Annotated in this window: 7 protein-coding genes; 3 read left to right on the top strand and 4 right to left on the bottom strand. The window is 57.6% G+C overall.

Annotation, left to right across the window (positions count from 1 at the left end; all coding sequences use genetic code 11):
• Positions 1-135 precede the first annotated feature (135 nt).
• The 3 genes from E9954_RS29660 (at position 136) to E9954_RS29650 (ending at position 4,736) form a co-directional block, all read left to right on the top strand.
• A complete protein-coding gene (locus E9954_RS29660; RefSeq protein ID WP_136082914.1) occupies positions 136-1,161 on the top strand; it encodes an alpha-L-fucosidase in 1,026 nt (341 codons plus the stop codon).
• Between the two features lie 79 nt (positions 1,162-1,240).
• Positions 1,241-2,881, top strand: coding sequence for a sulfatase family protein (locus E9954_RS29655; RefSeq protein WP_136082913.1), 1,641 nt, complete (start codon positions 1,241-1,243; stop codon positions 2,879-2,881).
• Between the two features lie 190 nt (positions 2,882-3,071).
• Positions 3,072-4,736 carry an MFS transporter gene (locus tag E9954_RS29650; RefSeq protein WP_136082912.1) on the top strand — a complete coding sequence of 555 codons (1,665 nt, stop codon included), beginning with the start codon at positions 3,072-3,074 and terminating at the stop codon, positions 4,734-4,736.
• Positions 4,737-4,958: 222 nt separating this feature from the next.
• On the opposite strand, the gene E9954_RS29645 is transcribed toward E9954_RS29650, so the two are convergent.
• The 4 genes from E9954_RS29645 to E9954_RS29630 all read right to left on the bottom strand — a co-directional run bounded on the left by E9954_RS29645 (position 4,959) and on the right by E9954_RS29630 (position 12,896).
• Positions 4,959-6,527, bottom strand: coding sequence for a sulfatase family protein (locus E9954_RS29645; protein WP_136082911.1), 1,569 nt, complete (start codon positions 6,525-6,527; stop codon positions 4,959-4,961).
• 77 nt (positions 6,528-6,604) lie between these two features.
• Entirely contained in the window at positions 6,605-8,401 is a 1,797-nt protein-coding gene (locus E9954_RS29640) for an alpha-1,3-galactosidase-related protein (protein ID WP_136082910.1), read from the bottom strand.
• Positions 8,402-8,573: 172 nt separating this feature from the next.
• Positions 8,574-11,954 (bottom strand): alpha-amylase family protein, encoded by a 3,381-nt coding sequence (locus tag E9954_RS29635; RefSeq protein ID WP_168442686.1) that lies wholly within the window; start codon positions 11,952-11,954, stop codon positions 8,574-8,576.
• 612 nt (positions 11,955-12,566) lie between these two features.
• A complete protein-coding gene (locus E9954_RS29630) occupies positions 12,567-12,896 on the bottom strand; it encodes a hypothetical protein (RefSeq protein WP_136082908.1) in 330 nt (109 codons plus the stop codon).
• Between the last annotated feature and the right edge of the window lie 355 nt (positions 12,897-13,251).

Below are 13,251 nucleotides of genomic sequence, written 5' to 3'. Positions count from 1 at the left end.
AGATGCGCTGGAAAAAGAACCGTTGCACAGTTTCCCTGCCCATTGAATCGTTATAAAACGCATAAAGTTGCAACCCTTCCCCCTTGCCCCCCATCTCCCACTCCTCCACTCTTATCGGCATTTGGAGGCAAAACCATGGCAGACCCGATCCCCGATCAAAACAATATCAAGTTGGTTGAAGACAAGGGTGCCGGCGAACAACGCTTGGGCATTGAAAAGCTGCAGGAGTTCGAGCAGTGGAAATATGGCATGTTCATCCACTGGGGCATGTCGACCTTCGATGGCCTCGAGCTGAGTGCGTGCGAACCGATCGAAACGTATGCCCCGACCGACCTCAACGTGGACGAGTGGATTTCGGTGGCGCGCGATGCGGGGATGCAGTATGCCGTGCTGACCACCAAGCATGTGGCCGGCCACGCCCTCTGGCCGAGTGCCTATGGCGACTACTCGGTGAAGAACAGTAAGGTCACCACCGACGTGGTCGGCGAATATGTTACGGCCTGCCGCAACAAGGGTATCAAGGTCGGCTTTTACTATTGCGCATGGGACAACACCAACCTGTTCGGCATGCCGATCACCCGCGACTGGAACCAATATGGCCTCGGCGTAACCACCACCAACGACGGCTACCGCGAGTTCATGTGGAACCAGTGCGATGAGCTGATCGATACCTATGATCCGGATTATTTCTGGGTCGACATGCCCAAGGTGCTGCCGCTCGACAAGCGTACCGAACTCTACGAACGCATCACCCAGCGCAAGCCGGAACTCTTTTTCGCCTACAACCATTCCTGCCAGAACGGCACAACATTTGACCAAACGTTTGCCTGGCCTTCGGACATCATGACGTTGGAACGCAACATCCCAAATGCCTACAACGGCCACGCGAAGCAGGACTATTTCCAATGGAAGGAAATCCTCGGCAAGAACTGCTACATCCCGGGCGAAACCAACGATACCATCGGCCGCGAATGGTTCTATGAAGAGAACGATGCCGTCCGCTCCGACAAGGATCTGCTGGGCATGTACATGGCCACCACCGGGCGCGGCGCCAACTTCCTGCTCAACTGCCCGCCCGACCAGCGCGGCCGCATGCCGCAGCGATGGATAGATGCCCTCATGCGCCTACGCAAAAACATCGACCTCGTTGGGCTGGATTGAGGAAAGGCCCTGGCCTTTTGTATAGTTTGACCCCACGGCATCCAGGCTCTAACGTTTCAGGCCACGTTAAAAAGGACTGATGATGAAGATTAGAGTTTTGCTTTCCATGATCGTGGCTTCGGCTTCCCTCTCAGCCCTTGCCGCCAACCGCCCCAACCTACTGTTCATCATGGTCGATGATCTGGGCTACGGGCATTGCCAGTGGCACAACGAAAACCTGACGGTTGACCAGTTCGAGCCCTACTTCAAGGAGCGGGTTGCGCAAACCCAGGAATACACGCCGGAGCAGGCACTCGAACTTTCAAAAAAGGCCATGCCGACCCTCAGCCGACTGGCGAAGAACGGCGCCTACTTCACCCGCGCGTTCGCGGCCAGCAGCCTCTGCGCCCCATCGCGCCTGGCGGTGGCGACCGGGAAGATTCCGCCGGACGCGGGCGTTTATACCAACATGGATGTGGAGAGCGGCGGCATTAAACCCGGCGAGCACCTAGCCCATAAACTGCACGACGCGGGCTACGCCACGGCGCACATCGGCAAGTGGCATGTTGGCCAGCGCGACCAGCAGGTAATCCAGAATGTTCTCGCGAAACATGGCATCGAGGAAACCCTCTGGTGGGGGCAGCTCGGCAAGAAACATCCCGAGCTCTACAACGAGGCGTGGGACGCGGGCTACTATGGCTCCGTGGTGCCGGAACAAAACCCGCTCAACAACGGCTTCGACTATTATTATGGCTACAACAACTGGGCGAGCCAGTTCTACGACTCGACACTGGTTTGGGAAAACTTCAAGCACGCCGGGCGGCAAGCCGGCTACAACACCGAAGTCTTCACCGACAAGGCGCTCGGCTTCATCTCAAAACAGGTCAAAGGCAAAAAGCCGTTCTATGTCCAACTCCATTACCACGCCGTACACGACTACCTCGAACCCAACGCCCCCAACCGCTACTGGAACAATTTCAAATCGCCCTCCTACAACCTTTCGAACTTCTATTCCCACCTCAACGCGGTCGACCAAAACATCCAGCGCATCCTCGACCACCTCGAAAAAACCGGACAGCTCGAAAACACCCTGATCGCCTTCACGTCGGACAACGGCGCCATGTCGGGCGGCGCCAACGTGCTGCCGGGCAACGCCCCCTTTTCCGGGCACAAAGGCATGTTCCGCCAAGGCGGCATCCGCGTCCCCCTGCTCTTCCACTGGCCGAAGGGCATCCCGCCGCAGGGCGAAATGAAGCCCCTTGCTTCCAGCATGGATATCCTGCCCACCTTCATCGAGGCCGCCGGACTCAAGGCTCCGGAGCACATCGACGCCAAAAGCTTGCTCGGCCTGCTCTCCGGAAAAAGCAAAGCCGCAGTCCATGACAATCTGGTTTGGGCGGGCATCCACGCCTATGCCTGGGGCTTCAACCGCCACCGTTCCCTGCTGGGCAAAAACGACGAACGCAACAAGGCGCCCGGCGGCTGGGCGCTCGTTCAGGGCGACCACGCGCTGCGCTTCACCGGAACCATCGAACCCGGCGTCTATTCCGAGCAGCCCGACGGCGCCCCCGCAAAGCTGGAGCTGTTCAACATCACGGCCGATCCCGCCGAAACCACGGACCTGAAGGATCAGATGCCGGAATTGGTTCAGGCGATGAAGGCGGAGTATTTCAAACACACCCCAAATTTCGCGCCGCCCGTGCGCTGGAACCACGAAAAGTGGGGCGAGTTGCTTAAATAGGGGTGCCCGGCTTCCGTCGGCCGTCCAACATTCCGGCCATCCGAATGTTACCGTAAACATTTGTATTTGACTTGTGCCGCCGGATGCCAGACATTAAAGCGCTTAGCATGGAGACGGTAGACTGGATTCACGGACATGAACTAGCAGAGGGCCGGCAAGAGGCCGAATTTTAATCAGCAGAGGAAGAGATATGTCAGAAAATACGAGCGATCGCAAAACGAGTGCGGAAGACAAAGTTCCTCTATTCGAAAAAATTTCATATGGCCTCGGATTGGCGTCCGACCACTTTGCAACCGTCAGTATATCCGCGTTCCTGATGGCCTTCTTTACGGACTTCCTGAACGCGGGCATTAAAGCATCGATCGTTGGTGCGGCCATTGCCGTGGCCCGTCTGTGGGATGCGTTCACCGATCCGGCGGCCGGTCGCCTGTCAGACGGCTGCCGATCCAAGTGGGGGCGTCGTCGTCCGTTTATCCTGGTTGGCTCACTGACGATGGGTCTGTTTTTCCCGGTGATCTGGATGGTGCCGGAAACCTGGTCGACTACGGCCATCCACGCATGGCTCTTTATTACGGTTCTTGTTTTCTACACGCTTTATTCCATTTTTTCCGTTCCATACGAGGCGCTTGGAGCCGAACTGACGCCGGATTATCGCGAAAGAACGAGTATCTTTGTTGTACGTACCTACGTCCAGCAGGTCTACACCCTGTTTCTCTACTGGATGATGCCGATTGCGATGGCGTTGGCGACGCTACCCCATATAGCGGGGGAGGTCGAAGGGGTGCGCAGGGTCAGCTGGTTCATTGCCGGCGTGATTATTGTTGCGGGTATGTTCCCGGCTCTTTTCTGCCGTGAACGATTTAAAGAGATTGCGGAGAAGGAAGTGGAGGAACATAAGGTTTCCTTCATCGATACCTGCAAATCGATGTTGAAGAACAAGCCGCTCCTGATTGTTATCGGAACAATCTGCTTCTATCTCTTCTCGATCATGCTGTCCATGAACCTCGCCTACTTCGTGAACACCTATTACATCTTTGGCGGGGACACGCTTCAGGGATCAACCTTGAGTGCGATTGATGGCACATTCCGCATCGTCATCGCGGTGGGTGCGGCCTTCGCCATCAAGCAGCTGGCCGACCGGATCGATAAACACAAACTGCTGATCAGTTGTGTACTCATCCTGATGATCGGGTTTGCCGGAACCTATTTCACCACGCTCCCGGGGCGCCCGTGGCTCACCTTGGTCTTCAAGCCTTTCATCTCGATCGGCGAAGTTGGTTTCTGGGTATTGGTGATGTCCCTGCGCGCCGACGTCTGCGACTACGACGAATACAAGACCGGCACGCGCAACGAAGGCATGATTGCCGCAATCACCAACTACGTGAACAAAATCGCGATCACACTGGCGCTCGCACTTTCCGGCGTGATGCTCGATGGCGTAATCAAATTCGATTCACATCTTGATGACGCCGCGATGGCCGCCATTGGGCAGCAGGCTGACTCGGAGTGGAATGCATTGCCAGAAGAGGAAAAGTACGTTCCGGTTGAAAAGACCTACACGAGTACGTGGAGCGTTGTGAAGGATATCGGCGGCCAAATCCTGACGTTTGGTGCCAAGGAAAAGGTCGAAGGGGTCTCTTACGATGATTATAAGAAGAACCTTGAGCAGATCACGATCATGAAGAAAAACGATTCCGGCGCAATGGAGCGTTTGCGCGTTTTGTATACGCTTCCGCAGGTCGTTGCCTTGATCATCTGCTTCTTCATTCTGCTTAAGTATCCGCTCAACTCCACGCGCATGGGAGAAATACGCGACGAGCTTGAAGAGCGCCGCGGAAAAACCTCGCACGAGTAATACCAAATTAAACTGATTCGTTTTTTACCACGGAGGGCCTAGCGCGGCATAGCCGCAACCAAATTGTTTAGAACCACTGATGAACACCGAAGACTCAGATTTTTTTTACCACAGAGAACTCAGAGGCACAGAGCATCCAATATATCTGCCACCCTCTGCGTCTCAGTGAACTCTGTGGTAAAAAATTCAAATCAGTTTAATTTGGTATCATTCCGCCCCGCGCTAGAAACCGAGTTGTTTTTTGTTCAGCCCTTTTTCACCCACGGCTTTTTCCGGGGCGACTTGCATGATGATGTCCTGCATTTCCTTGATGCGGTTCGGATAGAGGGCAGCAAGGTTGCGCTCCTCGGCCGGATCCTCCGAGAGGTGGAAGAGCAGACCGGGCTCCGGAACGGGGGTCTCCTTCCAACCGCTGCCCGTTTTCCAGGTCATGATGCCCAGGCGTTCGGTAACGCTGCCCGGCGGAACATATTTCCAGTTGCCTTTGCGCACGGCGAGCTGGGTCAAGGCTTCCTGAATAACATACTCGCGCCCGTCCAGCGTTTCTCCCAGGAACGTGGCGAGCAGGTTTTGGCCATCCTGCCCGGCGTTCTCCGGCATCGGTTTGCCGACCAACCCGGCCACGGAGGCATAGAGATCGACCTGGCTGACGATGGCATCGGAAATCCCCGGCCTGGACCTGCCGGGCCAGGTGACGATGAACGGCACGCGCGTTCCGCCTTCCCAGCGGCTGTATTTTCCGCCGCGCCACGGGCCGGAGGCATCGTGCGTTCCCTGGCGCTCGATGCCCGCTTCCCAATAGCCATCGAACAGCACCGGGCCGTTGTCGGACGTGATGACGATCAGGGTGTTTTCATACTGGCCGGTTTCCTTGAGCGTTTGAACCAGGCGGCCGACGCACCAGTCGAACACGGCCAGGGCGTCGCCGCGCGGGCCAAGGCTGGTGGAGCCTTGGAAGCGCTCGTGCACCACGCGCGGAACATGGTTTTCGTTCGGCGCAAAGTAGAGGAAGAAGGGCGAGTCCTGATTGGCCTTGATGAAATCGACGGCTTTGTTGAGGTAGGTGTCGGCCATGTCTTCATCGCGGAAGCGGGCGGCATGGCCGCCGGTCATGTAGCCGATGCGGCTGACGCCGTTGACGATGGTTTTGCCATGCTGCTCGTCGGCCTGCAACTTGAGCAGATGCGGATGGGAAATCCCGGTGGGATCGTTGCCGACCATTTCCTGGTAGTTCACCTGGATCGGGTCGGTGGCATCGAGGTTTACCACGCGGCCGTTCTTGATGTAGACCGAAGGGACGCGGTCGGCGGTGGCCGCCATGTGGAAGGAATAGTCGAATCCGACTTCCTTGGGGCCCGGCGTGATCTGGCCATTCCAATCGAGCGGCTCGGCCGCCGATCCCAACCCCAGGTGCCACTTGCCGGAGAGCGCCGTTGCATAGCCATGGTCGCGCAGGAAGGCGGCGATGGTCGGGCGGGCGGGATCGATGATCAGCGGCGCGTTGCCCGGCAAAATCTTGGCGGCCGTGTTGCGGAAGGCATATTCGCCGGTGAGCAGCGAGTAGCGCGACGGCGTGCAGGTGGCCGCCGTGCAATAGCCGCCCGTAAAACGGACGCCCTCTTCGGCCAACGTATCGATGTTGGCGGTATCCACTTCCCCGCCATAGCAACTGAAATCGCCATAGCCAATGTCGTCGCCATAGATAAAAACAATGTTCGGTTTTTCCGCCACCACCGTGAGCGCCGCCAGCGCGGCCGCCATGGTTAATATGCTGATCTTTTGCATGCTCATCCCTTTCTCCTGATTCCGTTGAATGATCGCGAAAACGCAATGGAAAAGATACCCTCGCTTCTTAGCGGTTTAAACCACTAAAATCCCTTGTTGCCTTTGATCTTCAGCGTTTTTTTCGAGGCCTCGTCGGCGAGCACGGTTTTATGGTGGTCACCGATGTAGGTGTTGCCGATCAACCGGACGTTCCGGCAATGGGTGAAGTCGAACAGGTGGGCATCCTTCCACTGGGGATCGTAGGAGCGGGTCTGCTTGATGGTGTTGTCCTTGAAGAGCAGGCCATCCACCCGGTCGGCCCATAGGATGCGGTTATCGAACGTCTCGATGGTATTGTTGATGACGCGGATGTTTTTATCGAACGGGACGGTGGCATCGAAGGTTTTCCCAAGCCTGGGCGTGACGAGCACGACCGCGTGCTCCATGCCGCTCGATGCGCAATCCTTGAAACGGTTGTTCGCGATGAGCACGTCCTCGACGTTGCCGGACTCGAACCAGTAGAAGGTTTCGCCGCGCAGGAACACAGCCGACATGTGGGAGGAAAAGTCGTTGTCTTCGATCACGATCGGCAAGGGCGTCTTGATGACGACATTGCGGGCGCGGTGCTTTTCGAAGCTGTTGCCCCGCATGGTGAACTTCGGGTTCCAGGTTTTGTTTTCGAGCACATCGCCTTTCACCAGGTTTTCCGGAACCGGGTTCTTGAAGGTCAACTCGATGAAGCGGTCGTTGACGACCTTCACGCCTTCGACCGTGTTCACGGCGCCGCGGGTTGGGTTGGGCTGGTGGATGAACCAGATTTCGTCGCCCACCCCCGCAAACTCGAAGCCGAGCTGCTGGAAGTGCATGAGCTGAATGCGGACGGTCTTTTCGTCGAGGACGCCATCGACCGCAACATAGGTTCCGTGCACGTTGGTGCTATCGTCGAGCATGCCCTTGAAGCGCATGTTTTCAACCAGGATGTCGCCTTTGCAATTCGCGAAATGGGTTCCATCGGCAATGATGGACACGACGCGGTCGGAGCCTTCGCGCACATGGATGCCGCCGTTGGAAAGGGTGGCGGTGTCGCAGCGCTCGAGCAGGAAGCCCATGCCTAGGCAATGGTGGATCACGATGCCATCGAACGTCAGGTTGCTGGAGGACTTGCCATGGAACGCCGGGGCATAGCGGTTCATCTTCCCCTTGGAGTTGAGGATCTGCCCAACCTTGGGCCAATGCTTCAGCTTTTCGTGGAAACGCAGGATGCCGTCCCCGCGTTCTTCAACCTCGGTCGGCTGGCTGGTGAAGTCCCACGCGCCATGGGAGACCTCCTTGGTCTCCGGGTCGAACGCCAGCGTGCTGCCAACGGACGCATAGGAAAAGCCATCGATGTCCGGATAGACCAGATGGCCGTTTTTCACCGACCAGTTGAACCCCTGGGTGGCCGGTTTGATATCGCGCCAGCCCTCGGCCTCGTTAACCGCCACAACCTCGCCCTGGAAGCAGAACGGGATATCCCAATCGATCACCATGTTCTTCGCGGTCACCTTCCCGCAGTTTTCGAAGAGGAACGGCAACATCTGCCCATGGAAAATAAACTCGGAACCATGGCCCTCAATCTCCACCGACTTGAAGCCATCGAACAGGAAAGCGATGTTCTTGAGCCCGTTGTCGTGGTTGGTGATGGTGCAATATTTTTGTTTGGTATGGTCTGGCCGGAAAAAATATTTCCCTTTCGCAAACACCAGCTTCACTTCCGCATCGGTCGCTTGTTCAATCGCCTCGCGAACGACGGGCGTCATGTCGCCCTCGCCCGGCTTGATTTCCACCACCTGCAACGCGCTGGCCGCCAGTGGCGCCAGCATGGCCACAACGATCCAAACCAGAGATAAATCCTTTTTCATCAGACGCCCTTTCTGCTCACAAAGAAAAATATTAATAGCGGATTGAAACCATATTCATACCGTCATTCGCGCAAATGATATGTTCGATCTTGCCATTGAGGCCGGTCAGCGACGGGCTGGAACACGGGCTGGGTGAGCCGCCGAATGCCCCCCCCGGCAAGCGGATCTCACTTCACGGCTGGGTAATGGACAACCGGAAAAAAAGATGGTTGTTGGTGCCGCCATCGAGCCGGCGCTCGGCCTGGGTATAGCCCGGAATGGCCGGGTGGTTGGTCTCCAGGTTCCAGGCGCTGCTCCACGAACCGGTCACGAGGTTGTCCGTCCATTCCGGCCAATAGGTGATGCCGGGAACGGGGCTATCGACTTCGAGATTGAAACAGCCCACCGTGTTGCCGGGATGGTATTCGATGAACGGCGCCGTCCCCTGGTCGGCCGGGTTGGTCGGATTCCCTCCGAGGGCATATTCGTAGAGATCCGACTTCCCATCCCCATCCTGGTCATGGGTTGAAACCCCGCTCAGTCCATACCTTGAAACAAAACCGTCCCACCCGGATGCAGCAACAGCGGAACTTGCGGTGGCCTTGAAGTAGCGCGTCTGGCTCGCCCGGTAGGCCACCGTGCCGGGTTGCTGGAACGTGGCATGGTAGCCGACCGCCGAGATGTCCGAAAGATCAATGCTGGCCTTGGCTCCAACGGAGGCCGTTCCTCCAACGAAAGGCGTGAAGTGGTACCAGTCCACCGTTTCCGGCGCATTATTGGAGTAGGATACATAGGAGCCGGTCGTGTCGATCTGGGCACTGGCATACCAGGCCGTTCCGCCTTTTTGGATCAACCAGCGGAACTGGGATGGCGTGTCGGTGGCATTGCTGACGCGGGTCTCGATCTCCAGGCTTTCCAGCGTGCCATGGTTGGCGATGAAGTTTTCCCAAACCACCATGGCGGAATAGTCGGCATCGTTCTTTGCGGTGTTGATGTAGTCGCCCTCCGCTCCGCCGTCGCCGATCCGCTTCACGTTGTAGGCCTTATTGGCGGCATGGTTGAAAACCGGTGAGCGGCCGGCGCTGACGGGATAGTAGTCCGGCCCCTGGAGCGGGCTCGCCACGTTGCCCACGTTGTAGGTGTTGTAGAGGTTGGAAAAATCCTGGCCATTGGTGACGATGCCGTCATCCCCCCCGGGCTCGCCCCATTGCACGATCGTTCCGGCAACCCGGGGCGCGGAATTTTCCGTCCTGAGCAAAAGCACGTCGTAGGGCTGCAACGCATGCGTGTCCGGAACCAGCTGGCCGGTCACCAGGTTGCGGTAGTCCGCCCCCATTCCGGAAGCGAGCGACAAGGCAACGGTGCGCGGCTCCTTGTGGACGTTGATCAGCACCAGCGTGGTTTCCCCGCTTCCGGGCTCCTGTACCTGGTTCACGAAAACGCCGTAGGCCGGTTGCGATGCGCCACCCGTAACGGTTGCCAAAACCGGAACGGCCGGCTTGAGTGGCGCGAGCGCGGCACCGAGATCGTCGGCCATGGCGGAAGGATCGCCAAAGGCCACCTCGGCATAGGGCGCCAGGTTCGTGTTGCCCGAGACGGCAAAGCCCAGCTCGTTCGTGCCGAAGCTGGCCGAGGCGCCGTTCACCAGCACCACATGGCCCCCGGACTGCTCAAAGGCAACCAGGGCATCGTGGCTCGCATCCGAGATGAATGCGGTGGGCGGAACAACCACGGCCTGGCTGGTGGCCAGCGAACCGATGGTGGATGGCGTTGCGAAGCCGACCCGTAGGTTGAGCAATTTCAACGCCTCGTAGACCTCTTCGATTCCGTCCACATAGGTAAGATCCTGAATCGCCGCCTCCCCGCAATAATAGACCATGAAGTGGCGCTCCTGCTTCGCTAGCGCCGTCACGGAACCCGCGTGGGCATTGAGTTCCTTCATCACCCGGCCGTAGGCATCGAGCGCGGTCGGTTGCGTCAGGATATCGCCGATGAAGTCGGAATTCACATCGAGGAAACTACCGGTGTTCTTCCGTCCCCACACCCAGGACTGGATACCGTTCATGCCGTGGGAGAAACCGAGCCATAGCGAAGAGCGCACATAGTCGCGATCCATCGAAAAATGGCGCCACTTCCCGGTGGCGAAGCCGTGCCATTCGGAATCGTAGTAGGGCTTGTCTGGATGGAGCGATTTATAGAAATCGAGCATCATCGACTGCTCGCGCCAGTCGAGCGCATAGTCGGTGGCCCACTCCATGTCCAGCTTGCTTTGGATGACCGTCGCGCCCGCAGGAACGACGTGCAGATCCGCGCCCGTCACATCCATCAGATTCGCGAGAAATTCCATGTCCATCCCGTCGTCGCGCCACGAATTGGCCAGCTGGCCGCCCAAAATCTTGATGGTTGCCGGCGCACCGTCCGGATCGTTGCCCTGGGCTCCGTCCTTGAGGAACTGGAAGAAATCGTTGACCCGGTCCATGTTGAAGCGGCACCAGTCGTACCAGGCCGGACGGCCTTGCAACGAAACGGGAATCGGCAGGGTCATGCCGTTCCGCGCCGCATGGAAGTCGGCATAGGAGGTTCCATAGGTCGCGTTCAGGTTGGAGATCGTCGCATATTTTTCGGAGATCCACTCCTCATACCCGTCCATCGTATTGGCCGACACCCCGTTCTCGGCCAGCCAGCCCCCCTCGCGGGTGGCAAAGTTTGGTTCGTTCGCCAGCAGGTGCATGCGCGGCTGGTCGCCCTGCGCCGCGCAAACGGGCGGGATATACTGCCCGAAGAGTTGGGTGAACCATGCCCGGATGAGCGGGCTGTCGGTATCGTAGGTCACGAAGTTCCGCCCTCCATCCTCGATTTCCGGATACTCCTCCTTCATCCAGCCCGCCGCCTTGTGCCCGATGAAATATTGGCCGAACGCCAGGTTGCGCGCGGTCTGCCCGGCCAGACTCTCGGAATCGCTGCTGATGGCGCTGGCCTTGACCGTGTTGGAGTCCGACATGTCGGAGAGCGCATAGTAGGTCCCGCCCATGCGGCCAAAGGCCACCAGCAGATCTTCATCGTCCGGCATCCACGTGAAGTCGCTCGGGAAAACCGGTTCGCCGTTGCGCAGGCAGGAACCCGCCCCGAAGGCCATGGTTCCCGTCGTGAAATCAACCGGCGCCTGCAGCACCCGGTTCGTGGCCAGCTGCGCCTGAAGCTCGGCAATCGCATTGCTCGAAACCTCCAGGCACGACTGCATCTCATCGAACGGCAGGTTGATCGGAAAGTCCGGGTCGGGAACCTTGTTGTTCCACCAGACATTCGTGAACGCCTCATGGACCTCCTCCGGATGCTCATAGTCATACGTGGCGTAGATTTGGAACCGGTCGATGACCACCTGCGACACATAGGCATAATCCGTGTTCAACCCCGCCGCATCGGCCTGGCCCATCAGGTTCGTGAGTTGGGCGCGGCTCGCCGCAACCTCGTTCGTCAGCTGGATCCAATCCGCCTCATTCGTCCCCCCCGTCCAGGCCATCGCCGACACGGTTGCGAACAAACACGAAAAGGGTAGAACCAAAATTGCCTTCATATAGCCCATCATCTCACCGGCCGCCCATGGCCGGATCGGTTTAATCAAACATGAAACCGGCAAGAATCATATAGAGGAACCCACAAAAAACATGCGCGTTTGCGCCACACCGCCCTACCGACCGCAACCGCCGGAAAGGCCGAAAACAATTTATCAAAAACCTCTTGAACTGAAGCTGGCACTCTCACTTCGTGTTCCATGCATTCGTTGCCTCTAAAATCTACGTAGAGCCAAGGTACAAAGCCATCGCATTTTTGCGCGCATCACCTTTCCTGAATAACACGACTTAGGCGGCCTGATCTTTTTTCGGCATCGCTGGCGGCCCGCCTGCCCCACCGTGCGACCCGATCCCAGCACCGAAGCTTTCTGCCGTATAATGCTTCTGCCCGAAACCGGCCTCATCCGTTGGCGCGAGCGAACAGGATCGAGGGGTGCTTCCAACGGAGCGGGGGCTTTCTTGCACCCGTCGGGAAATGGCGCCGCACCGCCGGCGTACCGATTGCTGTACCGCGGGCGTCCCGCCTGCCCCGCCAAACGGGCAACCATCCATAGCCGCCCCGGCTCTGTCGGCCGTCCGCACAGTCGGACCCGAATAATCCTTTTTTACAAAGATCAAAAGACCGGCACCTTAGCCGGCTCTAGTGGTGCTTCCTTGAAGCACGCCCGCCCCCCTTTTTGATCCTTATTCGGTTTATTTTTATGTTCATTTAGAATTGTGATGCATTGTTCAAGTGACGATTTCAGAACATAGATATTTACAGAGGTTTCTTCTGTCCCAAATGATCCTCCCCATAACGATTGCCATGGCTTAATATCCTGATGTGGGGAGTCAGCCATTTCGATTTGAAAATCAATGCGTTTCTCTTCGAATAAATCGCAGGCGATCTTCCCTTGATGAAGGCTGAATTTATCTAGCAACGTATATTCTGAAACATCATTCATTTTTTATGTACCGAACGATTAGGATTTTATCCCTCCTGCTTCCCCAAACGTCCTCTCTGTTGAAGCAGGTTGAAGAGCAGGAGGATAAAATCTTGTTGGACTGAGCCACCCCGGCTCGTCCGGCTTATCTATGGGGATGGTATGGAGCACGAGCCCCCGTCGCCATGTTATTATTCATGTTTCTTTCCAAGGATTGGAGGCCGGCGATTCCGAAAGAGCCAGCTCGGCGAGGATCGACGGTGGGGTTGCGAAGGGGAAGCGGCGGATGGAGGGGCGCACGCCGTGCGCCCGGGCGGGCAGCGTCCGCCCCTCCACGAACGGCTCGGATGGAACCTCGCCCTCCAACCAGTTTTTT

Source organism: Pontiella desulfatans, from assembly GCF_900890425.1.
GTDB lineage: Bacteria > Verrucomicrobiota > Kiritimatiellia > Kiritimatiellales > Pontiellaceae > Pontiella > Pontiella desulfatans.
The sequence above is the reverse complement of the archived record's forward strand: the minus strand, read 5'-3'. Positions and strand labels throughout refer to the sequence as shown.

What these genes read in the sequence shown, in the direction of transcription:
- E9954_RS29635 (WP_168442686.1), bottom strand. Translation starts at nt 11,954, where the DNA reads ATGAAGGCAATTTTGGTTCTACCCTTTTCGTGTTTGTTCGCAACCGTG.
- E9954_RS29660 (WP_136082914.1), top strand. Translation starts at nt 136, where the DNA reads ATGGCAGACCCGATCCCCGATCAAAACAATATCAAGTTGGTTGAAGAC.
- E9954_RS29655 (WP_136082913.1), top strand. Translation starts at nt 1,241, where the DNA reads ATGATGAAGATTAGAGTTTTGCTTTCCATGATCGTGGCTTCGGCTTCC.
- E9954_RS29650 (WP_136082912.1), top strand. Translation starts at nt 3,072, where the DNA reads ATGTCAGAAAATACGAGCGATCGCAAAACGAGTGCGGAAGACAAAGTT.
- E9954_RS29645 (WP_136082911.1), bottom strand. Translation starts at nt 6,527, where the DNA reads ATGAGCATGCAAAAGATCAGCATATTAACCATGGCGGCCGCGCTGGCG.
- E9954_RS29630 (WP_136082908.1), bottom strand. Translation starts at nt 12,896, where the DNA reads ATGAATGATGTTTCAGAATATACGTTGCTAGATAAATTCAGCCTTCAT.
- E9954_RS29640 (WP_136082910.1), bottom strand. Translation starts at nt 8,401, where the DNA reads ATGAAAAAGGATTTATCTCTGGTTTGGATCGTTGTGGCCATGCTGGCG.